The sequence below is a fragment of the Solirubrobacter deserti genome (assembly GCF_027587175.1).
Classification (GTDB): Bacteria; Actinomycetota; Thermoleophilia; order Solirubrobacterales; family Solirubrobacteraceae; genus Solirubrobacter; species Solirubrobacter deserti.
The window spans coordinates 69809-92711 of record NZ_JAPCID010000028.1 but is presented as its reverse complement, the minus strand read 5'-3'; the positions used below and the strand labels follow the sequence as shown (position 1 = coordinate 92711).

17 protein-coding genes are annotated in these 22903 nt (G+C 71.1%); 4 read left to right on the top strand and 13 right to left on the bottom strand.

Annotated features, from left to right (window positions below; genetic code table 11):
- Positions 1-15 precede the first annotated feature (15 nt).
- Positions 16-1143, top strand: a complete 1128-nt coding sequence (locus OJ962_RS19500) for a hypothetical protein (RefSeq protein ID WP_202955644.1) — start codon at positions 16-18, stop codon at positions 1141-1143.
- Here OJ962_RS19500 and OJ962_RS19495 read toward each other — a convergent pair.
- Together OJ962_RS19495 and OJ962_RS19490 are read right to left on the bottom strand one after the other, a co-directional pair.
- Positions 1140-3221: an MMPL family transporter gene (locus OJ962_RS19495; RefSeq protein ID WP_202955643.1), complete on the bottom strand. Its 2082-nt coding sequence runs from the start codon at positions 3219-3221 to the stop codon at positions 1140-1142. The two genes, OJ962_RS19500 and OJ962_RS19495, sit on opposite strands and share 4 nt — an antisense overlap.
- Positions 3222-3373: 152 nt before the next feature.
- Positions 3374-4045 carry an ArsR/SmtB family transcription factor gene (locus tag OJ962_RS19490; RefSeq protein ID WP_202955642.1) on the bottom strand — a complete coding sequence of 224 codons (672 nt, stop codon included), beginning with the start codon at positions 4043-4045 and terminating at the stop codon, positions 3374-3376.
- A gap of 66 nt (positions 4046-4111) precedes the next feature.
- Here OJ962_RS19490 and OJ962_RS19485 point away from each other — a divergent pair, with 66 nt between their 5' ends.
- Both OJ962_RS19485 and OJ962_RS19480 read left to right on the top strand, forming a co-directional pair.
- Positions 4112-4786 carry a hypothetical protein gene (locus tag OJ962_RS19485; protein WP_202955641.1) on the top strand — a complete coding sequence of 225 codons (675 nt, stop codon included), beginning with the start codon at positions 4112-4114 and terminating at the stop codon, positions 4784-4786.
- Entirely contained in the window at positions 4783-5529 is a 747-nt protein-coding gene (locus OJ962_RS19480; protein WP_202955640.1) for an isocitrate lyase/PEP mutase family protein, read from the top strand. Before OJ962_RS19485 ends, OJ962_RS19480 begins: the two co-directional genes overlap by 4 nt.
- A gap of 58 nt (positions 5530-5587) precedes the next feature.
- Here OJ962_RS19480 and rpsG read toward each other — a convergent pair whose 3' ends face one another.
- The 7 genes from rpsG to OJ962_RS19445 form a co-directional block, all read right to left on the bottom strand.
- Positions 5588-6058, bottom strand: a complete 471-nt coding sequence (gene rpsG / locus OJ962_RS19475) for a 30S ribosomal protein S7 (protein WP_202955639.1) — start codon at positions 6056-6058, stop codon at positions 5588-5590.
- Positions 6058-6453 (bottom strand): 30S ribosomal protein S12, encoded by a 396-nt coding sequence (gene rpsL, locus OJ962_RS19470; protein WP_028059562.1) that lies wholly within the window; start codon positions 6451-6453, stop codon positions 6058-6060. The genes rpsG and rpsL overlap by 1 nt, the downstream gene beginning before the upstream one ends.
- A gap of 26 nt (positions 6454-6479) precedes the next feature.
- A complete protein-coding gene (locus tag OJ962_RS19465) occupies positions 6480-7952 on the bottom strand; it encodes a phytoene desaturase family protein (protein ID WP_202955638.1) in 1473 nt (490 codons plus the stop codon).
- A gap of 4 nt (positions 7953-7956) precedes the next feature.
- Positions 7957-9069: an alanine dehydrogenase gene (gene ald / locus OJ962_RS19460; protein WP_202955637.1), complete on the bottom strand. Its 1113-nt coding sequence runs from the start codon at positions 9067-9069 to the stop codon at positions 7957-7959.
- Between the two features lie 6 nt (positions 9070-9075).
- Positions 9076-10617, bottom strand: a complete 1542-nt coding sequence (locus OJ962_RS19455; protein WP_202955636.1) for a PucR family transcriptional regulator — start codon at positions 10615-10617, stop codon at positions 9076-9078.
- A 42-nt stretch (positions 10618-10659) separates the two neighbouring features.
- On the bottom strand, positions 10660-11535 hold the full coding sequence (locus tag OJ962_RS19450; RefSeq protein WP_202955635.1) for a V-type ATP synthase subunit I: 876 nt from the start codon (positions 11533-11535) through the stop codon (positions 10660-10662).
- Positions 11536-11826: 291 nt separating this feature from the next.
- Positions 11827-12408: a vanadium-dependent haloperoxidase gene (locus tag OJ962_RS19445; RefSeq protein WP_202955634.1), complete on the bottom strand. Its 582-nt coding sequence runs from the start codon at positions 12406-12408 to the stop codon at positions 11827-11829.
- On the opposite strand from OJ962_RS19445, the gene OJ962_RS19440 reads away from it, so the two are divergent.
- A complete protein-coding gene (locus OJ962_RS19440) occupies positions 12408-12614 on the top strand; it encodes a hypothetical protein (protein ID WP_202955633.1) in 207 nt (68 codons plus the stop codon). The two genes, OJ962_RS19445 and OJ962_RS19440, sit on opposite strands and share 1 nt — an antisense overlap.
- Positions 12615-12636: 22 nt before the next feature.
- On the opposite strand, the gene OJ962_RS19435 is transcribed toward OJ962_RS19440, so the two are convergent.
- From OJ962_RS19435 to OJ962_RS19420, 4 genes are all read right to left on the bottom strand, one after another.
- Complete coding sequence (locus tag OJ962_RS19435; RefSeq protein WP_202955632.1) at positions 12637-12855, bottom strand: hypothetical protein; 219 nt, start codon at positions 12853-12855, stop codon at positions 12637-12639.
- A gap of 86 nt (positions 12856-12941) precedes the next feature.
- Positions 12942-16310, bottom strand: a complete 3369-nt coding sequence (locus OJ962_RS19430) for a M14 family zinc carboxypeptidase (protein ID WP_202955631.1) — start codon at positions 16308-16310, stop codon at positions 12942-12944.
- A 131-nt stretch (positions 16311-16441) separates the two neighbouring features.
- Positions 16442-19723, bottom strand: coding sequence for a M14 family metallopeptidase (locus tag OJ962_RS19425; protein WP_202955630.1), 3282 nt, complete (start codon positions 19721-19723; stop codon positions 16442-16444).
- A gap of 138 nt (positions 19724-19861) precedes the next feature.
- Complete coding sequence (locus OJ962_RS19420) at positions 19862-22864, bottom strand: M14 family metallopeptidase (RefSeq protein ID WP_202955629.1); 3003 nt, start codon at positions 22862-22864, stop codon at positions 19862-19864.
- Between the last annotated feature and the right edge of the window lie 39 nt (positions 22865-22903).

Sequence of the window (22903 nt, the reverse complement as noted above, 5' to 3'; positions counted from 1 at the left end):
TAGAACTGGGTTCACATGCGGATTGTGATCGCCGCGCTGCTGGTCTTCGCGGCGCTCTCCCCTTCAGCTTCGGCCGCCCCTGTGCGCGCGCTCGCGGGCGCGGGCGCGGGTCCGGTGATCTCCGGCAACCACGTGCTGTTCGCCGCAGGGGATTCGGTGTTCTCGGAGCCCGTGTGGGGCGGCCCGCGGGTGGCCGTCCCGCCCGCCGGGGTCTTCGCGGAGCTGACGCCGCCGCTCGGTGACGTGTCGCCGTTCGCGGTCGTCGACCCGGTGCAGGCCTCAGACCTCGGGCTGGTGACGCTGGAGAACGGCGGCGTGTGGCTGCGGCGCGACGGGCGGCGGGTGGAGGTGGCGCTGCCGCCGGGTGCGAACCCGGAGGTCGTCGCCGTGGCGGGCACGTTGGGCGTGGCGCCGGTGCCGGAGGGCGCCTTGGTGGTGTTCGACCTGCGCTCGGGCGTCGAGCTGCGCCAGGTGTCCCTGGGCGCCTACGACCCGGTGAACCTGGACGGGCTCTCCCTCTCGCCGGCCGGGGACATCGCCGCGACGGTGCCGGCCGGGGACGGGACCGGCGTGCTCCTGTGGGCAGCGGCGGGCGCCTCGCGCGTGCGCGTGATCGCGTCGGGCGGATCGCGTCTGGGGCGCGTGGCCGTGGCGGGCGGGCGCGTGGCCTACGTGACGGGCGCGGGCTTACGCGAGGGCGTGCGTGCGGTGGTCGTGGACCCCGCGCAGGTGCGCGATCCGCGGGCGGGCGCCGCCCCGCCCCGCGCCGCCGCGGCCGGCGCGGGGGCCGCCTCTCCGGCCGAGCGCGGCGAGGTCCTGCGCGGGCCGCCCGTGTACGACGTGACGTCGCTGTCCTTCGACGGGGCGTGGCTCGCCTTCTCCACGCCGACGTGCCGGTACGTGGCTTCGGGCGGGGCGTTGCGGCTGCCGGGCGGGCCGTGTGCGCGGACCGAGGTCGCGGCCGAGGCCGTGCGCGGCGGAGCGCGGGTGGCGTGCATCAACACCCCCACGCGCGCGTGTCGCGTGCGCGTGGGGGCGCGGACGGTGTCGGTGCGGCGCGGTCAGGCGCGCGTGATCAGCGCGCGTGGTCCGTTGCGGGTTCGGACCGTCGACCCGGACGGGCGAACGGTGCGCGTGCTCTAGGCATCGCCCAGGGGGCGATGCCTTGGCGAGTTCGTCGGAGCGACCCCGAGCTGCGACGCGGCGTGCGAACTCGCGCCGCGCGCCCTCACTCCACGTTCGCCGAGCAGGGCGACCGCGGCGGGCAGGGCGATCCCACGTACGAGGGTCGCGTCGAGCAGGACGCCGATCGCGAGGGCGACGCCCATCATCTTCATCTCGATCAGCGGCAGCGTCGGGAAGATGGCGAAGATCGCGACCATCACGACGGCGGCGCTGGTGATGGCGCCGGCGGTGGCGCTCACGCCCTCGGCGGCCGCCGCTCGCGGGCTGTTGCCGTTCCGGCGCGCCTCGCGGATGCGCTCGAGCACGAGGATCGTGTAGTCCATCGAGAGCCCGAACAGGATCACGAACGTGTTCAGCGGGACCCAGTCGACGATCGCGCCGTGGGAAGTGAAGCCGAGCGCGTCCTCGGCCCACGTGTTCTGGAAGATCGCGGTCAGGACGCCGTAGGCCGCGCCGACGCTCAGCAGGTTGAGACCGACGATCGTGAGCGCGAGCGGGACCGAGCGGAAGCTCGTCAGCAGCAGGATCATCGCCAGGGCGAGCACGAACGCGATCACGAGCGGCGTGGTGGTCTCCAGGCGGTTCTGGAAGTCGAGCTTGTTCGCGGCCTCACCCGTGACGTAGACGTAGTCGGGCAGTTGCTCGCGGAGGCGCTCCACCATGGACTCGTCGCGCAGCGGCACGGTGATCAGCGCCGCGCCGTCGCCGCGCGTGATCTCCGCCTCGTCGCCGACCATCGCTGCGACGCGCTCGGCCTCGGCGGGCTTGGTGACGACGAGGCTCGCGGACTCCGGCGTGCCCGGGAAAGCCTGCTCGACGGCGCGCGCGGCGACCATCGCGGGCTCGTCGGTCGGGAGGCTCGGGACCGTTCCGCTCGTCTTGAGGCCCAGCACGGGTGCGGCCAGCGCGATCAGCAGCGCGGCGGCGATCGCGAGCGACGTGCGCGGGTGGCGCGTGGTGAGGTTCGCGAGCGCGGTCCACGTGCGGCTCGTCCCGCCCGTGCGGGGCATGAACGGTAGGCGGCCCTTGTTGATGCGGTCGCCGAGCAGCGCGAGCACCGCGGGCAGGACCGTCAGGCTGCCCAGGACGGCGATCGCGACCACGAGCATCGTCGCCAGCGCCATGCTCGCGAACAGCGTGATCCCGGTGAGCAGCAGGCCGGCCAGGCCCGCGATGACCGTGACGCCCGAGACGACGATCGCGCGGCCGACCGTGGCGGCCGTGGCGTTCAGCGCGGCGTGCTCGTCGCGGCCCTGCCGGCGCTCCTCCCGCTCGCGGCGGATGTAGAAGAGCGAGTAGTCGACGCCCACCGCCAGGCCGAGCAGGACGACCAGGCTGGAGGTCGCCTCGTCGATCGGCGTGAGCTGGCTGATCAGCGCCATGCCGCCCATCGCGGCGATCACCGACGTGAGCCCGAGCATCAGCGGCACCGCGGCGGCGACGAGCGCGCCGAACGCCAGGAACAGGATGATCAGCGTGACCGGCAGCGAGAACAGCTCCGCGGTGCGCAGGTCGCGCGTGACGACCTCGCCGATCGCCTTGTCGGTCGTCCCCTGGCCGGCCGCCTGCACCGTGACGTCCTTGTGCTCGCGCTCGACGGCGTCGACGGTCTTGATGAGGCCGTCCACATGCTCGGCGGCGTCCTCCGGGTCGCCTCTCAGCGTGATCTGCACGAGCCGCGTGCGGCCCTCGTCGCGTTGCCGATCAGCCTTCACGGCCTTCACGTCTTTGAGTTGCTCGGCCTGTTGAGAGAACTGGGTGGTGGCGGCGGCCGTCTTGGCGGCGTCGTCGGAGCGCAGCAGCACGACCTCCTGAGCCGCGCCCTGCAGGTTCGCCTCGGCGAGGAGCCGGTCGGCCTTGGCGGACTCGCCGACCCCGGCGTCCGCGCCGGTGAGCGACTTGGTCCCGGTCATCGCCCCCGCCGTCACGAAGCCGGCGACGAGGAGCATCCAGAGCAGGACGGTGATCTTGGGTCGCCGCGCCGCGGCCGCGGCGCAGGCCCGCGTGACGCGGGCGAGAAGCTCGGTGGAGTGCATGCCTGGAACATCGCCTTTGCGGAGCGCGAAATCGCTGGGGCGCGAGGGCGTATGTGTATGGCGTACACGTCAGGTCCAGAGGTGGGGATAACCCGAAGGGGTCGTCGACGGAACTCGCGCATAGCGCGACAAGCGTCGACCACCTCGCGCGGTCAGCGGGTGTGCTCGCCGTCCATCAACGCGACGCGCCCCGCCGTGGTGACGTTCAACGCACGCCCGTCATTGCGCCGCCGCACCCAGCCGCGCGAGAGCGCGACGTCCAGCAACGCGGCCCCGAGCGCCCCGGCCACGTGCGGCCGGCGCTCGGTCCAGTCCGCGCAACCGCGCACGAGGGTGCGCCGGCGCGGCAACGCGGCGACCTCGATTCCGAACGCGTCCGCGAGATACGCCTCGTCGCCGACCATGAACGTCCCGTCCGACGCGACAAGGGCACCGCGTGCGACCAACGAGTCCGCCAGCGCGACCCCCACGCGGCCCGCCAGGTGGTCGTAACACGACCGCGCCTCGCGCAGGGCGGCGTGCCCGTTGACCGCGCGCAGGCCGATCGGCCGCGCGGCAGGGCCCGCGAGCCGGGCGAGCGCCTCGAGCGCCTCCGCGACCTCGGGTCGCGCGAGCTCCGCCTCGCGCCGGCGGCCACGCGCACGCACGACGATCAGGCCGGCGGCCTCGAGCTTCGCCAGGTGCCCGCTGAGGGTCGAAGGCGCGACGCCGACCCGCGCGGCGAGCGCGCCCGCCGGCAGCGCAGGCCCGCCCAGGAGCTCCTCGAGGATCCGCGCGCGGGTGCGGTCCGCGAGCAGCGCGGCGACGTCGGCGAGCTCGGACATGCGAGCCAGCGTACGCCCGCGAAGTTTCGGTGCACACCGAAGCGTCCCGCGCATACGGTCCGCGCCATGCTCGACCTCCCCGTCCCCGCTCCCGGCCCGCCGGGCCCGTTCGGCACGATGGCGTGGCTGCGTGCGACCGTCTCCCGGTTCGCGAACGGCGAGCCGCACGCCCGCCGCCGCGGCCTGATCGAGGCACGCCTCGCCGCGCTGGACCCGCACGCGTTGGCGACGGCTGCGACCCGCGCAGCGGCCACGCCGGCCACCATCGCGGCCGCGCCACCGGCCGCCGCCACACCGCCCGCCACCGGGGCCTCTCCGCCGCCCGCCGCGGGCTCGGCGCTCGCCGGCGTGCCGCGCGAGTACCTCCCCGTCGCCGTGCTCGCCCATGCCACCGGCGTCATCGACCCCGTCGCGGCCGTCACGCACACGCGCGCGGTCGCGGCCGCCTACCACCCCGGCACGGACGCGTCCGGCGCCGACGACGCGCTCGATGCCCTGCTCGCGCTCTTCCCGCCCGACGAGCCGGAGGCCCTCGCGCAGCACGTCGCGATCCTGGTCCAGGCCTGCGAGGCGACGGCCGGGCTCATCCGCGGCGACAATCTGCCCGTGAAGACCACGAAGCGCGTGACACCCGACGGCGAGATCGTCCTCGTCGATCTCAGCGGCCGGCCGTTCGGCGAAGGGCCGCGGCGCTGCCCGGGCGAGGCGCACGCGCGAGCGTTCGCGGAGGCGCTGCGATGACGAGCTTCAAGGACCTGCACGTGCCCGGGAACCCGCTGATCCTGCCGAACGCCTGGGACTTCGCGTCGGCGGCGGCGCTCGTCGCGGCCGAGTTCGGAGCGATCGGGACGACGAGCCTCGGCGTCGCGGCCGCCGCGGGCAAGCGCGACGGCGCGTCATCCGCGTGGGAGGAGACGCGCGCGCTCGCGTTCCGCCTCAGCCGCCTGTCCGCGCACATCACCGTCGACCTCGAGCACGGGTTCTCCGACGACCCCGCGGCGGTGGCCGAGCATGCGGCGCAGCTCGACGGGATCGCGGGCGTCAACCTCGAGGACCGCCACGGCGACCGCGAGCACCACGCGCGCGTGATCGCCGCGGTCAAGGGGCGCAACCCGCACCTGTTCGTCAACGCGCGCACGGACACGCACTGGCTGCGCGAGGGCCAGCTCGAGGACGCGCTCGACCGCTGCGCGGCCTACGTCGAGGCGGGCGCGGACGGCGTGTTCGTCCCGGGCCTCCCGCTGGGCGACGTCTCGACCCTCACGGCCGAGATCGACGCGCCCGTCAACGTGCTCTTTCAGCCCCAGCAGACGATCCACGAGCTCGCCGCGCGCGGAGTGGCGCGCATCTCCACCGGCTCGCTGCTGTTCCGCGCGGCGCTGCAGACGGCGGTCGCCGCCGCCGCGGCCATCCGCGCCGGCGACGACCTCGCTCGCGCCGAGCTGCCGAGCTACGCCGCCGTCGACCAGCTCGCCGACCTCTAGAACGAGAACGGCCCGCTGGAAGGCGGGCCGTTCAGAAGCTGCGATGACGCGACCGCGACTACCAGCGGTAGTGCGCGAAGGCCTTGTTGGCCTGCGCCATGCGGAAGATGTCGTCCTTGCGCTTGTAGGCGCCGCCCTGCTGGGACTGCGCGTCGATCAGCTCGTTGGCGAGGCGCTGCGCCATCGACTTCTCGCGGCGGTTGCGCGAGAACTCGACCAGCCAGCGGACGGCCAGCGTGCGGGCGCGGTTAGCGGGAACCTCGACGGGCACCTGGTAGGTGGCGCCACCGACGCGACGGGAGCGGACTTCGAGCACCGGCGTGAGCGCCTTGATCGAGTCCTCCAGAGCCTGGATCGGCTCCTTGCCCGTGCGCTCCGAGAGGATCGCCAGCGCGTCGTACACGATGCGCTCGGCGGTCGACTTCTTGCCGTCCAGCATCACGCGGTTGATGACCTGCTGGACGAGCTTGGAACGGTGGACGGGGTCCGGATCGATGGTCCGGCGCCCGGCGGCGGCGCGGCGAGGCATTACTTGGCTTTCACTCCGTACTGGGAACGGGCCTTCTTGCGGTCAGAGACGCCGGCGGCATCGAGCGTGCCGCGGACGACCTTGTACCGGACGCCCGGAAGGTCCTTGACGCGGCCACCACGGACGAGCACGACGGAGTGCTCCTGCAGGTTGTGGCCCTCGCCGGGGATGTAGACCGTGACTTCCATCGAGTTCGTCAGGCGCACACGAGCCACCTTGCGCAGAGCCGAGTTCGGCTTCTTGGGCGTGGTGGTGTAGACGCGCGTGCAGACCCCGCGACGCTGCGGCGCGGCCACCTTCTTCTTGCGGCCCTTACCGGACTTCAAGCCAGGGGTGGCGAGCTTCTTCGTCTTCGGGTTGCGGCCCTTGCGGACCAGCTGGGACGTCGTCGGCATACGGCGCGCCATGGTAGCAGCGCCTGCTAGCGCGCTGACAGGACCTTCATCGCGGCGTTGTGGCCCGTGATCCCGGAGACGCCGCCGCCGCGCCGCGCGCCCGCGCCGCACAGCAACACGTGGTCCCAGTGCGTCTCTACCCCCCAGGTCCCGACCGCAGACTCGTCCTCGGCGAACGGCCACGCGAGGTCGCGGTGGAAGATGTTGCCGCCCGGCAGGCCCAGCTCGGCCTCGAGCTCGACCGGCGTGCGCGCCTCCAGGCAGGGCTCACCCTGCGGTGTCGAATACAGGCAGTCCTCGATCGGCTCGGCCAGCACGCTGTTCAGGGATGCCAGGGTCGACTCGATCGCCTTCGCCTTGGCCGTCTCGTGGTCGCCCGTGAACAGCCGCGCGGGCATGTGCAGCCCGAAACACGTCAGGGTCTGCGCGCCCGACTCCCGCAGCTCGGGCCCGAGGATCGTCGGGTCCGTCAGCGAATGACAGTAGATCTCGCACGGCGCCAGCGCGGGCACCTCGCCGCGCGAGGCGCTCGCGTACGCCGCCTCCAGCTGCGCCGCGGACTCGTTGACGTGGAAGGTCCCGGCGAACGCCTCGCGCGGATCCAACGACGCGTCCCGCAACCGCGGCAGGCGCTTCAGCAGCATGTTGAGCTTGAGCTGCGCGCCCTCGGGAGCCGGCTCGTCCGGCGCCGGCTCGCCGAGCAGCCGAGCGAGCACCGCGGGCGCGACGTTGGCCAGCACCCAGCGGCCCTGCACGGCTCCGCCCTCGAACCGCACCTCGCCGTCGGGCGCGATCGACGTCACCTCGCACCCCACACGCACCTCGGCCCCCGCCGCCTGAGCGACCGTCGCCAGCTCCTCCGTCAACGCGCCCATGCCGCCGACCGGCACGTCCCAGTCGCCCGTGCCGTTGCCGATCACGTGGTAGACGAAGCAGCGGTTCTGGCGCAGCGACGGCTCGTCCAGCCGCGCGAACGTCCCGATCAACGCGTCCGTCGCGATGATCCCGCGCTCGAACTCGTCCGGGAAGTAGGTCTCCAGCACCTCGCTGAGCGGGCGTTCGAACAACGGCTCCCAGGCATCCCCCACGCGCGCGCGCAGCTCCTCGCGCGCGAGCAGCGGCTCGGTCAGCGTCGGGAAGACGGCTTCGCCCACACGCCCCGTCATCGCAGAGAACGCGTCCCAGTGCGGCCCGGGCGGCTGTCCGGCGTGCACGAGCAGGCCGCTGCCGTCCGGCCGCGGCGTGTACGACGAGACCGAGCGCCGGCGCAGCTCGAGCGTGAGCCCGAGCTGCTCGTGCAACGTCCGCGGCAGCAGCGAGACGAGGTAGGAGTAGCGCGAGAGCCGCGCGTCCACCCCCGGCCACGGGCGCTCGGACACGGCCGCACCGCCGACATGGTCGCGCCGCTCGAGCACGAGCACGGAGCGGCCGGCGCGGGCCAGCAGCGCCGCGGCCACCAGCCCGTTGTGCCCGCCACCGACGATGACGGCGTCGTACACGGCTCTAGAACGCCTGCTCGAGCGGCGTGTAGTCGAGCCCCGTGGCCTCGGCCACCGGCGCGTACGTCACCTTGCCGCCGACCACGTTGACGCCCTTCGCGAGCCCCGGATTCTCGGCCGCGGCCTGCTTGGCTCCCACGTTGGCGACATGCACGATGTAGGGCATCGTCGCGTTGGTCAACGCGCGCGTGGACGTGATCGGCACCGCGCCGGGCATGTTCGCGACGCAGTAGTGCAGCACGCCGTCGACCTCGTACGTGGGATCGCTGTGCGTCGTCGGCCGCGAGGTCTCGAAGCACCCGCCCTGGTCGATCGAGACGTCCACGAGCACGGCGCTGCGCTTCATCAGCGCCAGCTGCTCGCGCCGGATCACGAACGGCGCCTTGGCGCCGTGCACGAGCACCGCGCCGATCACCAGGTCCACCTCGGGCAGGCGCTGCTCGATGTCCAGCGTCGACGCGTAGCACGTGTCCGCGCGCCCGCCGAACGCGATGTCGAGCTCGCGCAGGCGGTCGATGTTGCGATCGTAGACGTAGACCGTGGCCTCCATCCCGAGCGCGATGAAGGCCGCGTTCATCCCGACCACGCCGCCGCCGATGATCATCACCTTGGCCGCCGCCACGCCCGGCACGCCACCGAGCAGGATGCCGCGGCCGCCGAGCGGCTTCTCGAGCATGAACGCGCCCGCCTGCGTGGCGATCTTGCCGGCCACCTCGCTCATCGGGGCCAGCAGCGGCAGCCGCCCGCGTGTGTCCTCGACGGTCTCGTACGCCACGCACGTCGCGCCCGACTCGACCAGGCCGCGCGTGAGCTCGGGATCGGGCGCCAGGTGCAGGTAGGTGAAGAGCGTGTGGCGCGGTTCGAGCATCGCGACCTCGACGGCCTGCGGCTCCTTGACCTTGACGATCATGTCGACCTCGGCGAACACCGCGGCCGCGTCCGGGAGAATCCGCGCGCCCTGCGACGTGTACTCGGCGTCCGTGATCGCCGACCCCTCACCCGCGCCCGCCTGGATGAACACCTCGTGGCCGTTCTCGACTAACTCGCGGACACCGGCGGGCGTGAGTGCAACCCGGTACTCATCGGTCTTGATCTCGGTGGGGACGCCGACCTTCATCGCTAGTTACCTCTCAGGTTGGACGAGTTCGCGCCCGCGCAGCGCGAGCCAGAAGTCGATCCGGTCCCGGGCGGAGTCCAGCGACCTGCCGGTCAGCTCCTCCACGCGTCGGATCCGGTAGCGCAGCGTGTGACGGTGACAGAAGAGCGCTTTGGCCGCGCGCTCCCACTGCCCGTTGCACTCTATGAAGGCCTCCAGCGAGCGCATCAGCTCGCCCCCGTAGGCGCCCTCGGAGTCCTCGATCGGGCCCAGGATCGAGTCGCAGAACAGCCGCAGCGCGTCGTCGTCCTGCAGCGAGAGCAGCAGCTGGAAGGAGCCGAGGTCGCGGTAGGTGGCCAGCCCGGGCTCCGCCCCGCCCCCGTTGGCCGCGAGCGCGCGTGCCTCCAGCGCGCAGCGCGCCTCATGGAACCCGCGCCGCAGCTCCCCCGCCTCCACGCACCGCCCGGCGCCCGCGGGCAGGGCCACGCCCCCCTCACGCTCCACGCGCGCGAGCAGGCGCCGCGCGAGCGCGAACAGGTCCTCGTCAGAGCGCGCCGGCACCAGCGCGCACACGAACGCGTCCGCGCCGGCCACCAGCCCGCCGCCGACCTCGTCGCGCACCGCCACGGTGAGCATCGCTTCCACGCCCGCGCGCACGCCGCGCGCGGGCGCGAGGACGAGCACGCCGGCGCGCCCGCGAAGCCCGAACGGCTGCAGCCGGCGCGCGAGCTCGGCCCCGGCCAGGTCGCCGCTCACGAGCGCGCTCAGCACGTCTCCGGCGAGGCGCCGCTCGGTGTCGTCGATCACGCGCCGGCGCAGCAGCTCGAGCGCGACGAGCGTCACGGCCTGGTGCAGCGTGAGCCGGTCGAGCTCGTTCAAGGGCCCGTGCTCGCGCGCGGCGACCAGCCACGCCTCGGGTGCCCCGTCGCCGCGCGAGACCGGCAGCGCGATCCCGCCGGGAAGCGTCTCGGGCGCGTAGCCGCGCCGCACGCCGCCCTGCAGCCGCGCGCGCAACTCTCCCTGGATCGGCGCCGGGTCCACGCGCCCGCGGGAGGTGAGGAGCTCGCCACGCGCGTCGAGGATCAGCGCCGGCCCGGCGATCATCTTCGCCAGCGCGCCGGCCAGCCCGTCCAGCCCGCGCTCGGACAGCACCACGAGCTCGAGCCGCTCGTGCGCCGAGAGCGCCCGCCGCAGCACCGCGTACTGCTCGTTGACCAGCAGGGACGCCGCGCGCTCGGTGATCGCGATGAACGGCGTCTCGTACGGCACCTCGAAGACCGGGAAGCCGTGCGCGTCCGCGGTCTCGCGCAGCGCCGGCGGAACCCGCTCGTGCGAGAAGCCCGTGCCGAACCCCAGGCCCGTGAGCCCGTGCGCGACGAGCCGCTCGACGTACTCGCGCCCATCCCCCACACCGAGGCCGGTCGTCAGCAGCAGCTCGCCGCCCGAGAGCCAGGGCGTGGGATCGGCGAGCTCGGAGATGTGCACCCAGCGCACCGCGCGGTCGAGCCCGGCCGCGCCGGCCACGACCTGCAGGGCCAGATCCTCCAGCAGCTCCCGGAGCGGCAACACATTGCGAGCTTACGCGCCAACGGGGCGTTGGCGCCCGGAGCGCTACGCGGGCGCGCCGTTGGCGGCCGCGGCGCGGACCGGCGGCGGCGTGAGGAGCGCGGCGGCGATGACCAGGACGAAGGCGAAGGCCTGGACGGCGATGCCGACGGTGTCCTGCGGCATCGGGTCGCCGAAGACGATGATCCCGCCGAGGATGTTGGCCACATTGGCGGCCGTGGAGGTGGCGGCGATGACCGGGACGGCCTCGCCCTCCTGCATGCCGCGGGCGCTCGTGTAGAAGGCGATGACCGAGGACATGACGGCGACGGCGAGCCACGGGGAGGTGATGATGCCCTCGAGGCCGCCGGCGCCGGTGAGGGCCTTGATGGCGATGTTGCCGACGCCGAACAGGATGCCCGCGGCGGCGCCGAGCATGATGCCGTGGTGGTGGTGCGGCACGCCGAGGCGCTTGCCGCCGATCAGGATCGCGCCGATCACGAGCAGGCCGCCCTCGAAGGCGATCATGCCGGCGAGCGAGTACGCCGAGTGCGAGCCGTGCGAGCCGCCGGGAAGCGTGATGACGAGCAGGACGAGGCCGAGGGCGGTCATCGCGACGCCGATCCACTGCTTCATGCCGACCTTGAAGCCGAAGATGCGGTCGGCGAGCACGGCGAGGATGACAACGCCGGTGGACAGGACGGCCTGGACGACGGACAGCGGGGCGATCGTCATCGCGGCCACGTGCAACAGCCACGCGCCGGCGGCGATGCCCATGCCGATCGCGAACCACTTGCACGACCACAACTGCTTGGCCGTGCGGAAGGGGTGCTTGACGTCGACCAGGGGAGCCTCGTTGGCGCCCTTGTGCTTATAGAGAAAGCCCAGCTGCGTAGCGATCGCGCAAGCGAGCGCGAGCAGAATGCCCAGATTCAGCGACACGTGTCCTCGTACGTCGATTGAGTGGAAGTTCCTCGCCCACCGTCCGCAGACGATGTCCCCGGCGCGGTCTCCACCTACATCGGTTCCCCACTCGAGCGCCTTTAGCCCTCAAGCTCGGGCCAGCGTACCGCCTGAACTCAAGATCGGATCAAGAACTTCACGAAACTCCCCGAAATGGGGGTAGGCGTGGGAGCTTCGTTCCGGCGCGGTGACGCGGATGCGGCGCGACGTGTTCTCATTCCGACACGCGGCCGGTCTCCCCCCGAGCGGGGGAAACCGGCCGGAGACGGCCTACGGGATGGCCTCCCCGCAGGTCCAGCCAGCGCACTTCTGGGTCCAGCGGAGCGCACTCGCGCCCACATCGGTCGCGACGCTGCGCCCGGTGGCGAGTCCGCCGGTCGCGTCGATCCGATAGTGGACGCCCAGCCAGATGCGGCTGAGAGCGTTCTCCTCCGCGGCTTCGGTGAAGCTGTCGAAGCTCCGGGTCACGAAGCCCACGGCCGGCGGAGCCAGCGTGGCGTGCGGGTCCTCGGTCGTCAGCGTCAGCGGGAACGGGTTGGTGTAGTCGGTGCCGCTGAACTCGTCCTCGAGCACGCGACTCCAGGCGCCGCCGAACGTCGCGTGGCCCGACACGTAGGCCGGGAAGCAAGGATCGAAGGAGACGCCGTTGCGGTCGTGCGACAGCGGCCGCCAGTTGGTGTCGGCCTGAGTGCCCGCGTTGCCGACCGAGGCGGCGTTGTGGATGGCGGTGCTCGGTCGCCACAGGTCGACGGGCGTCAGGAACTTCAGGTCCCAGGCGGCGATCGCGGCGTCCGCCATCCCGGCCGAGACGAGCGCGAACAGCCGGCGTCGTCGTCGTTTGCGCTGCGTCAATGTCCGGCTCGGCGTCGGCAAGCACGACGAACGGCTCCCAGCCGCACTGGGCGGCGGCCGACGGCGAGCCGGTCGCGCCGTCCTCGAGCTCGGCGAAGAAGGCCGAGTTCATCGTGTCGAAGATCGCCGCGTGCAGCATCGCCGCGGCGCGCGAGATGCGGGTGGGCGGCGTGCCCCCCCCGTCAACGGGGTGTGCGCCCGGATGACGTCGAGCAGCACCTCGTTCCACTAGTAGACCGAGTCCTCGGACGTGACCTGCGCGGCCGTGTACGAGTTCGCGGGACACGCGGTGACCGAGAACTCGACGACGAGCTCCGGCGCCACGCTCGCGCCCGCCTCGGTCGAGTCATAGAAGGTCTCGGTGTCCTCGGTCGGCTCCTGCGTCCAGTTGAGCGGGTCCTCTCCGACGAAGACGCCGTGGTTGGGCTGGTGCCGGCCGCCACGCACTCACCATGGCCTAGACAAGGAAAGCGGCTCAAAGCGCAGCCCGCCCCGGCCCCCGAGGGCCGGGACGGGCTGACCGATGGAGCGATCTACGGGCTCGTCGTGCTCAGCGTGAACGTGAGCGTCTTGCTGTACGTGCCCGTGCGCAGCGGATCGGTGGTCCCGATCGGCTGCTTGAGGGTCAGCGTGACCCGGTCGTTGGAGACCGGCGCGCTGTAGTTCATGAGCGCCCGCGCGCCGGCGCCGAGCGCGCCGCCCGCGGCGGCCGTGCCGCCCATGCTGCTGGCCGAGGCCTGCAGCGGCTGGGCCATCTTGAACGTGCCGTTCATCAGGTGGCCCGGGTTGGCGCCGCCGTCGGAGACGGACAGCGTCGCGTTGCCGGCGGTCGAGATGACGTCGGCGGCGGCGGACGTGGTGTAGTCCCGCGGGACGCCCGGGATGAACGGGTCGAACGGCGTGAACGCGCCGAGCGACAACGCCAGCGTCGCCGGGACGGTGCCGGTGACCGGAGCCTCGGCGTCGTCAGCCGCGACCAGCAACCGCTGGGACTTGACCGCCTCGCGGTTGCCCTTGATGTCGACCGACGTCCACTTGACGGTGTGGGCGCCGAGGCCGAGCGTCAGGACCTCGCCCGGCATGCGCGGGCCCTGGTTGTTGTAGCAACGGGTGCCCGTCGTCGACGTGTTGGCGCAGCTCTCGTCGGCCGGCGTCGTCTTGTTGTCGGGCACGATGACCGGGTCAGAGCCGTCGGTCGTGTAGTAGATGACCGAGGGCTCGGTGAGCCAGTTGAACCGGAAGTTGATCGGCTCGCCGCTCGTCTGCGCGGCCGAGTACTCGATCGTGGTCTGCGGCGGGGTGGCGTCCTCGTGGTACTCGAGGGCGGCCTCGATCATGCCGTAGTTGCCCTCGGCGAACTCCATCGTGGAGTCGTGGCCCTCGTTGACCAGCAACGGGTTCGGCGTGTTCGTGTTCGGGAACACGCAGCGGCCGCTCTCGGCCTGGTTGTTGTCGTTGAAGCCGCCGTGCGTGCCCGGGCCGCCGAAGCAGGGCTGGAAGCCGACCGAGATGCGCGAGATCGCGCCGGTGTCCGACACCGACAGGCGCTCGGCGCCCGCCTCGAACGAGTAGCCGATGATGCCGCGCTTGTAGTACGCCTCGTCGGAGGAATTGCCCGCCGCGGAGTACAACACGTCGGCGATCGGCCCCACGCGCTGCGGGAGGATCGCCGTGTTCCGGGAAGAGCGGATGTGCGACAGGATCGTGTCCGCCACGTCGAAGAAGTAGTTCTCGATGCCGATGTTCGGCGCCGGCAGGGTCTCGCGACCGGCGTCCTTGTAGGCGCCCGGCGCCCACATGAAGTAGCCGCCGTGGGTGTGGATGTTGTTCGCGAACTTGATGCCCTTGAACGTGTCCGCGACCCAGTGCTCGTTCGCGATCTCGGGTTCCGTGCGCGGGATCCCCGAACCGGGCCCCGACTCCAAGCCGGTGAACACGTCGTTCGTGCACAGCGTGCTCGCGCCGTCGAAGCCCTGATACAGGGTGCCGACCGTGTTGTTGCGGTTGAGGTCGACGCCCCACTGGAACCGCGAGCCGGCGCCGCCGCCGTTCTCCGTGGGCGAGCAGTAGTTGGTCAGGTTCTTGCGCTGGCCCGGGTTCTCGTGGAAGGACGCATGGCCGCCGTCGGGGTTGACCGACGGGAGGATGAAGATGTTGAGCTTGTCGACGTACTCCTTGGTGGTGGGGTCCGTCGCGTAGTTGGTGACCAGCCGCTGCGCGGTCTCCACGCACGTGATCGGCGTCACCCACTCACGGGCGTGCTGCTGGCAGTACAGGAAGACGCCGACCGCGTTGTTGGAGCGGTCCTTGCCGATCCGGTAGACCTTCGGCTGGAACGGGCCGCGGGTCACGTGGCGGGCGTCGTTGCGGGTGAGCGTCGGCGGGGTCGCCGTGGCGTTGCCGGTCCAGTAGACCGTGCCGCCGCGGATGCCGTCCATCAGGCGCAGTCGGCTGCTCGCGTACGTCTGCCCTGTGTTGGTCGTGCCCAGCGGGAAGTTGTACGAGCGGTTCGGGGTCGGCACCACGACGCCGTCGCCGGCGTTGCCGGCGAACGTGGACGCCGTCACGAGCGCGTTCGCAGCCGGGCTGGCGTTGATCGCGTCCACGACCTGCTTGGCGGTGGTGATGACCGCGCCGGCCTCGTTCGTGGCCAGGTTGACCGTGATGTCCTTGACCGGGACCTGGATGCGGGTGAACCCGTCGGCCGCGTTCGTGTCGGCCGGGTCGACCTCCTCCCACGTGCCGTCGGTCACGGTGACCGACAGCGGCGCGTTGAGCGTGCCGGCGGGCGGTGCCTTGAGCTCCGCGGTGATGTTGTTGCCGCCCTCATGGCCCATGGCCTTCGAGAACAGCTGGACCGCCCGCGCGCGGGACGCGGCGTTGGCCGCGCTGTTGCCGGTGGACGGGTTCGGGGTCAGGCCGGTGGTAGCGCTCGGGTTGACCGTCGTGCCCTCCAGCATCACGTTCGCCTGGCGCTGGTACCCGTTCGTCTTATGCGGGAGGTTGATGGCCTCCATGATCCCGCTGTTGTCCTGCGCCAGCTGGTCCATGCGGTTGTAGACCTCGGTCGGGTCCATGTACTTCGTGATGAAGTCCTTGTGGAACCCGGCGACGCGCGGCGGCAGCGCCTTGCCCGTCCACTCCGTCGGCGTGGCTGTGTCGAAGGCGCCGTTGGCGTCGGCGACCCGCACCGAGATCTGGCTCGCCTGCAAGCCGGCGTCCGCGCCGCGCAGCGCGACGAGGGCGCGGTGGTACATGTACTGCGCACCCGCGCCCGCGTCGGTGTCGCGGATCTTGTTGCCGCCGATCTCCGCGTCGGGGCCGTCCGGCGTGATGCCGGGCGCGTTCTGGGGACCGGGGTTGGACAGGTTGTAGACCTGCGACGTGCCGTTCGGGCCCGTGTAGGTGAACGACATCGCCGGACCGGTGGTGTCCGTGTGGTCCTTGTTGTGTGCCTCGACGTACAGGAAGCGCCCGGCGTAGTTCGAGAACGTGTAGGAGCGCTGGATGACGACCTTGCCGGGGACGTTGACCGCACCTCTGGACTTGGCGGACTTGCTGAGGCCGTTCTTGGCCACCTCGGCGGCGGCCGCCTCGGCGTCCTTCGTCGCCGCGATCTCGGCCTTGCGCTGTTCGAAGTTCTGCTGGCTCGCGACCACGTCGCCGAGGCGATAGCCCTCGGCTCGCAGGCGCGCTTCGCCCGCGTCGTCCACGTACACCGCGGCCTCGGTGTGGTCGGTCACGTAGCCGACGTCGTAGCCCTTGCTCTCGAGCGCCTCGATCATCGCTTCGGAGTGCTCGACGAGCACCAGTTTCTGCTCCGAGCTCGCGAGCGCGACCGGCGCTCCAAGCCCCAGCACGAGCGATGCGCTGAGCAGCGCTCCTAACCCTCTAACAACCATGTAGATCCTCCTGATCCCTCGTGGTGTCACTCACGTGACAGCCCTCCAGGCGCGATCTGACCAGAATCAGGAAGTGGACGCCTTGGTCCGGGCGTGGAAATGTCTCCACGCCCGGACCAACGGCCAGGTGTCTACGGGTTCGTCGTGGACAGCGTGAACGTCAGCGTCTTGCTGTAGGTCCCGGTCCGCAGCGGGTCGGTGCGACCGATCGTCTGCTTGAACTCGATCGGGACGTCCTCGTTGGACGTCGGGCCCGTCCACGTCTTGACGACGCCGAGGCCCTGCAGCGGCTGCGCCAACGCGAACGCGCCGTTGACGAGCTTGCCGGTGTGGGTCGGGCTCGGGTCCGTGACCGTGAGGGTCGCGTCGCCGGCCGTTGACGTGACCTTGGCGTTGGTCGACGCCGTGTAGGTCATGTCGACACCCGGGACGAACGGCTCGAACGCCGGAGCGGTCCCGAGCGAGAGCGCGAGCGTGGCCGGCACGGTGCCGCTGACGGTGCCCGTCTCCTCGTTGGCGCCCACGAGCACGCGCTTGGTCTGCACCGCGGACTGGTTGCCCTTGATGTCCACGGCGAACCACTTGATCTCGCTCGCGCCGAGCTTGGTGATCTGGAGCACCTCGCCGATCGAGCGCGCGCGCTGGTTGTTGTACTTGGCCGACGCCAGGGTCGGCGTGGAGCCGTCGGTCGTGTAGTAGATGACCGCGGCCTCGTCGTCCCAGTTGAACCGGAAGTTGACGGGGTCGCCACCGGTCTCCGTGGCCGACACCTCGACCGACGTCTTCGGCGGCGTCGTGTCCATCGCGTAGTCGTACGCGGACTCGACCATGCCGTAGTTGCCCGAGGCGAACTCCATGGCCTGGTCGCGGCCCTCGTTGATGAGCTCGGGGAAGTCCTCACAGGTGGCGTAGCCGAAGTACGGGTTGGACCCGCCGTAGGTGCCCGGGCCGGCGAAGCAGGGCTGGAAGCCGGTCGAGACCTGCGCGAGGCCGCCACCGACCGAGACGAAGCGGTCGGCGCCCGTCTCGAACGAGTAGGAGATCACGCCCTTGCGGTACCACTGGTCGTCCGCCGAGTTGCCGGCGGCCGAGTAGAGCACGTCGGCGATCGGGCCCGTGCGCTGCGGGAGGATCACCGTGCCGCGGTGCTCCTTGATGCGAGCCAGGATCTTCTCGCCGGCCTCGAAGAAGTACTTCTCGATGCCGATGTTCGGCGCCGGCGCGGTGGTCCGGTTGCCGTCGTCCTTGTAGGCGCCCGGCGCCCACATGAAGTAGCCGCCGAAGGAGTGGATGTTGTTCGCGAACTTGATGTTCGGGAAGCTGTCCACGACCCACTTCTCGTTCTTGATCTCCGGCTCGGAGTACTCGCCCGGGCCGGGGTACAGATCGCTCGTGCAGACCCCCACGTCGGCGCCGAAGTAGCCGTCGAACGGCGAGTACTCGCCGTTGTTGCGGTTCAGGTCGACGCCCCAGGCGTCGCGCGCGGCCGGGTCGCTGAAGGTGTTGGCCGGGCAGTGGTTGGTCATGTTGCGGCGCTGCGAGTGGAAGTCGTACATCGAGTAGTGGCCGCCATCAGGATTGATGTTCGGCACGATGAAGACCTCGACGTTGTCCATCAGCGTCTTCGTCTGCGGATCGGTCGCGTAGTTCTTGACCAGTCGCTCCGCGGTCTCGACGCAGCTCAGGCCCGTGGTCCACTCGCGGGCGTGCTGCTGGCAGTAGAGGAACACGCCGACCTTGGAGCCGTCCCGCACGGAGCCGATCCGGTACACGCGCTGCTGGAACGGGCCGCGCGTCACGTGGTCGGGAGCGTTGAGGAAGTCGTCAAGGTTGACCTTGGCGCGGGGCTGCACCACGCCGGCGCCGGGGGCGCCGCGATAGGTCGTGGCGCTCACGAGCGCCGACGCCGCCGGAGAGGCGTTGATGGCGGCGACGACCTGCGCGGCCGTGCTGGTGGCCGCGCCCGACGCGTCGGTCGCCAGGTTGACGATGATGTCCTTGCCGGTGACGGCGACGGACAGCGGCGCGTTCTCTGCGCCCAAGTTCTTGATCTCGGCGGTGACGTCGTCGCCGCCCTGGTGGCCCCAGTCCTTGGTGGTGAGTACGACCGCGCCCGCCGCGGCCTCGGCCGCCGAGACCGTGACCGGCTGGACCTTGAACGTGAAGTCACCGAGAGCGCCCTGGTAGCCGGAGACCTCGAATCTGTACGTCCCAGTCGTGGGCAGGTTCAGATGGGTGATGAACTCGGGGCTGGTCCCCGTGTCGATCGGACCGGCGATGACCTGACCCGCCGGATCCTTGAGCGTGAAGATGAAGTCCGTGGTGCCGCCCGGGATGCCGTCCACGGTCGCGAAGATGCGCTGACCGGCGGTCCCGTCGAACGGGATCGAGGCGACCGGCGCGGCGGCCGTGATCTCTCCCGTCGACTCGACGAGCGGCGCGCCGTACTGGGCCGGCGGCGCCGTGCCGATGTCGCCGGTGCCGGACAGGATGGCCTGCGACTTGCGCTGGTAGCCGTTGGTCAGGTGCGGCAGGTTGACCGCCGTGACCAGGTTCGGGAAGTCGGTGGCCAGCTTGTCCAGCTGCGCGCGGTTCTCGGTCGGGTCCTGGTAGCGGTTGAAGAAGCCCTTCTGGTAGCCCGCGACGTGCGGCGGCAGGGTATCGCCCACCCACTCCGTGACCTTGAAGGTGTCGACGGAGCCCGAGCTCGCGGCGACGCGGACGGTCATCTGCGCGGCCGGGATGTTCGCCGCGGCGCCCGTCAGCCGGATCAGCTGGCGGTTGTACATGTACTCGTCGGGCGTCGGCTGGATGTCGATGTTGCGCGGCATCGCCGTCGCGGCGGGGGTGTACACGCCGTCGGGGCCCGCGTACGCCATCTGGAGCGTCGGGCCGGTGAACTGGGTGTTGCTGCCCGCGACGCGCTTGATGGCCTTGTTGTGCGCCTCGACGTACAGGAACGTGCCGGCGTAGTTGGTGAACTTGTCGGCGCGCTGGATGACGGTCTCGCCCGGCAGGGCGACCGCGGACCGGCTCTTCGGCACGCCGTTCTCGGCGTACCCGCGGGCGCGGTTGTCGAGCTCGCGCTGGTAGTCGCGCTCGGCGGCGACGGCCGCGCGGTGCTCCGGGCTCTCGATCGTGCGGCCGATACCGAAGCCGCGCTTCTTGAGCTCCCCGATCTCGGCCGGCGTGGCGTCGATGGCCACGACGATCGAGTCGTCTTCAACCCGCTTGTACTCGGCGAGGTCGAAACCGTCCGCGGCGAGTTCGTTGATGTCCCACTCGCTCTGGAGGTGGACCTCGATCAGCGACGAGTCACCGCCCGGGAGGCCGTCGTGCGCGTACGCGAGACCTCCTCCCGACACCAGTAACGCTGACGCGGCGAGCGCCGCCAGCGACGTTCTCCCAAGCATGGGCAGACCCTCCTGTCAATCCCTCTCGCCCACCCACAGAGGTGAGCATCCACGTGGTTCCTAACCAGAAACGCGAAGGGTCTGCCGGGGGGTCGGGTCGTGGAGGGATCTCCACGACCGGACCCTTGACTCAGACGACTAGGGCTGCGTCGTCGAGAGCGTGTACGTCAGCGTCTTGCTGTACGCGCCCGTGCGGAGCGGCTCGTCGCGACCGATGGCCTGCGAGAGCGTGACCGTGACGCGGTCGTTGGAGACCGGGGCGTCCCAGGTCTTGATGACGCCGAGACCCTGCAGCGGCTGGGCGAGCGAGAACGCGCCGTTGACCAGATGGCCGGGCTTGTTCGCGCTCTGGTCGGCGACCGTCAGGGTCGCGTTGCCGGCCGTGGAGATCACGGTGGCCGTGGACTCCGCGGTGTAGGTCTGGGCGACGCCCGGGATGAACTGCCCGAACGAGCCGCCGTCGACGTTCAGCGCCAGGGTGGCCGGCACGGAGCCGCCCACGGTGCCGTCTTCCTGGTCGGCGGCGATCAGCAGGCGCTGGCTCTGGACCGGCGACTGGTTGCCCTTGATGTCGACCGCCATCCACTTGACGTCATGGACGCCGAGCGCGGAGATGGTCAGGACCTCGCCGATCCCGCGGGCACGCTGCGCCTCGTACGTGCGCGAGGACAGCGTCGGGGTCGAGCCGTCGGTCGTGTAGTAGATGACGGCCGCCTCGTCGTCCCAGTTGAACCGGAAGTTGATCGGCTCGCCCATCGTCTGCTTGGCCGAGAACTCGATCGACGTCTTGGGCGCCGTCGTGTCCTTGGCGTAGTCGTACGCGGACTCGACCATGCCGAAGTTGCCGGAGGCGAACTCCATGGCCTGGTCGCGGCCCTCGTTGATCATGTTCGAGTTGCAGGTGCCCGTCTGGCCGCCCGTGCCGAGGCCGCTGAAGCACGGCTGGAAGCCCGTCGCCTGCTGGGTCGTGCCCTCCGACGTGGACAGGAAGCGGTCCGCCCCCGTCTCGAACGAGTAGGAGATGATGCCCTTGCGGTACCACTGGTCGTCCGCCGAGTTGCCGGCGGCCGAGTACAACACGTCCGCGATCGGGCCCGTGCGCTCCGGCAGGATCACCGTGTTGCGGTGCTCCTTGATGCGCGCGAGGATCTGCTCCCCGGCCTCGAAGAAGTACTTCTCGATGCCGATGTTCGGCGCCGGCGCCGTCGTGCGGTTGCCGTCGTTCTTGTAGGCGCCCGGCGCCCACATGAAGTAGCCGCCGTAGGAGTGGATGTTGTTCGCGAACTTGATGTTCTCGAACTCGTCGACGACCCACTTCTCGTTCTGGATCTCCGGCTCGGAGTACTCCGAGTTGCCGGAGAAGACGTCGCTGACGCAGCTCGAGTCGGCACCGGCGTAGCCGTCGAGGCGCGAGTACTCGCCGTTGTTGCGGTTCAGGTCCACACCCCACGCGTTACGCGCCAGCGGGTCCTGGAACGTGTTCGGCGCGCAGTGGTTGGACATGTTGCGGCGCTGCGAGTTGAAGTCGTACATCGAGTAGTGCGCGCCGTCGGGGTTGACGTTGGCGAGCACGAAGACCTCGACGTTGTCGAGCAGTTCCTTGGTGCGCGCGTCGAGCCCGTAGTTGCGCACGAGCCGCTCGGCGGTCTCCACGCACGTCAGGCCCGTCGTCCACTCGCGAGCGTGCTGCTGGCAGTAGAGGAAGACGCCGACCTTGGAGCCGTCGCGATGCTTGCCGATGCGGTAGACGCGCTGCTGGAACGGTCCCTTCTGCACGTGCGAGGGCGCGTTCAGGTAGTCACGCAGCGTGAGCGTCTCGCCCGTGCGCGGGATGCCCGCGCCCGCGTTGCCGCGGTAGGTGGAGGCGGTGACGAGCGCGGTCGCGGCGGCGTTGGCGTTGATCGCGTCGACGACGTCCTTGGCCGTGCTGACGACGGCGCCCTGGGCGTTGGTGGCGAGCGAGACCACGATCGCGCGGCCGGCGACGGTGACGCGCAGCGCCTGGTCGGCGGTCGTCGGAGCGGTCAGCCGCGCCGAGATGCCGTTGCCGCCCTGGTGACCCCAGTCCTTGGACGTGAGGATGATCGCCCGGGCGCCCTCCGCCGCGGTCAGGTTGCCCGTCTGGTTGGTGAACGGGACCAGCGGGTTCTGGGTCGTGCCGGCGCCCGCCCAGGCGCCGAGGACCGTCTGGGCCTTGCGCTGGTAGCCGACCGACAGGTGCGGCAGGTTGACCGGGGTGACCAGCTCCGGGAACTCGGCGGCCAGCTGGTCCAGCTGCGCGCGGTTCTCGGTCGGGTCCTGGTAGCGGTTGAAGAAGCCCTGCTGGTAGTTGGCCACGTGCGGCGGCAGCGTCTCGCCGAGCCACTCCGTCACGGGGAACTCGTCCGCCGCGCCGGAGGCGGAGGCCACGCGGACCTTCAGCTGGCCCGCCGGGACCGCGGCCTGCGCGGCCGTGAGGCGGATCAGGTGCCGGTGGTACATGTAGACCGGCGGCGTGACGTCCCCGTCGTTGAAGATGTTCATCGTCACGGCGTCGCCGTAGGTGGCGCCGGCGTCGGTCGAGAACGAGAGCGCCTGCACCGGACCGTCGTTGACGACGACGTTGCGGTTGTTGACCACCGCGCGGCGCGCGGTCGTGGCCTTGTTGTGGGCCTCGACGTACAGGAACGTGCCGGCGTAGTTCGTGAAGCGGTTGGCGCGCTGGATGACGGTTTCACCCGGCAGCGGCACGGCCCGGCGGCCGTCGATCTTGGCGCCGCCCGCGGGCACGCCGTTGCGCGCCAGGTCCTTGGCGACCTGGTCCTGCTCGCGCGTGGCGTCGCGCTCGGCGGCGACGGCCTCGCGGTGCGCGGCGTCCTCGACCGTGCGGCCGATGGTGAAGCCCTTCGCGCGCAGCTCCGAGCGCTCGCCCGGGTCCGCGTCGATGTTGACGACGATCTTGCCGTCGGCCTCGACCCGCTTGTACTCAGCGAGGTCGAACCCCGCGGACACCAGCGCGTCCACGTCCGCCTCGCTGTTGACGTAGACCTCGACGAGCGCGGTGTCCGACGACGGGATCTCGTCGTGTGCGAACGCCAGATTCCCTCCCGACAACAGCAGCGCTGAAGCGGCGACCGCCGCCAGCGACCCTCTCCCGACCATGGGCAGACCCTCCTAGTTACGTCCAAACGACCAAACCCC

Coding starts and splice junctions, on each gene's coding strand:
- ald (WP_202955637.1), bottom strand. CDS start 9,069: ATGAAGGTCGGCGTCCCCACCGAGATCAAGACCGATGAGTACCGGGTT.
- rpsL (WP_028059562.1), bottom strand. CDS start 6,453: ATGCCGACGACGTCCCAGCTGGTCCGCAAGGGCCGCAACCCGAAGACG.
- OJ962_RS19495 (WP_202955643.1), bottom strand. CDS start 3,221: ATGCACTCCACCGAGCTTCTCGCCCGCGTCACGCGGGCCTGCGCCGCG.
- OJ962_RS19490 (WP_202955642.1), bottom strand. CDS start 4,045: ATGTCCGAGCTCGCCGACGTCGCCGCGCTGCTCGCGGACCGCACCCGC.
- rpsG (WP_202955639.1), bottom strand. CDS start 6,058: ATGCCTCGCCGCGCCGCCGCCGGGCGCCGGACCATCGATCCGGACCCC.
- OJ962_RS19440 (WP_202955633.1), top strand. CDS start 12,408: ATGTCCGGCTCGGCGTCGGCAAGCACGACGAACGGCTCCCAGCCGCAC.
- OJ962_RS19425 (WP_202955630.1), bottom strand. CDS start 19,723: ATGCTTGGGAGAACGTCGCTGGCGGCGCTCGCCGCGTCAGCGTTACTG.
- OJ962_RS19480 (WP_202955640.1), top strand. CDS start 4,783: ATGACGAGCTTCAAGGACCTGCACGTGCCCGGGAACCCGCTGATCCTG.
- OJ962_RS19430 (WP_202955631.1), bottom strand. CDS start 16,310: ATGGTTGTTAGAGGGTTAGGAGCGCTGCTCAGCGCATCGCTCGTGCTG.
- OJ962_RS19485 (WP_202955641.1), top strand. CDS start 4,112: ATGCTCGACCTCCCCGTCCCCGCTCCCGGCCCGCCGGGCCCGTTCGGC.
- OJ962_RS19420 (WP_202955629.1), bottom strand. CDS start 22,864: ATGGTCGGGAGAGGGTCGCTGGCGGCGGTCGCCGCTTCAGCGCTGCTG.
- OJ962_RS19500 (WP_202955644.1), top strand. CDS start 16: ATGCGGATTGTGATCGCCGCGCTGCTGGTCTTCGCGGCGCTCTCCCCT.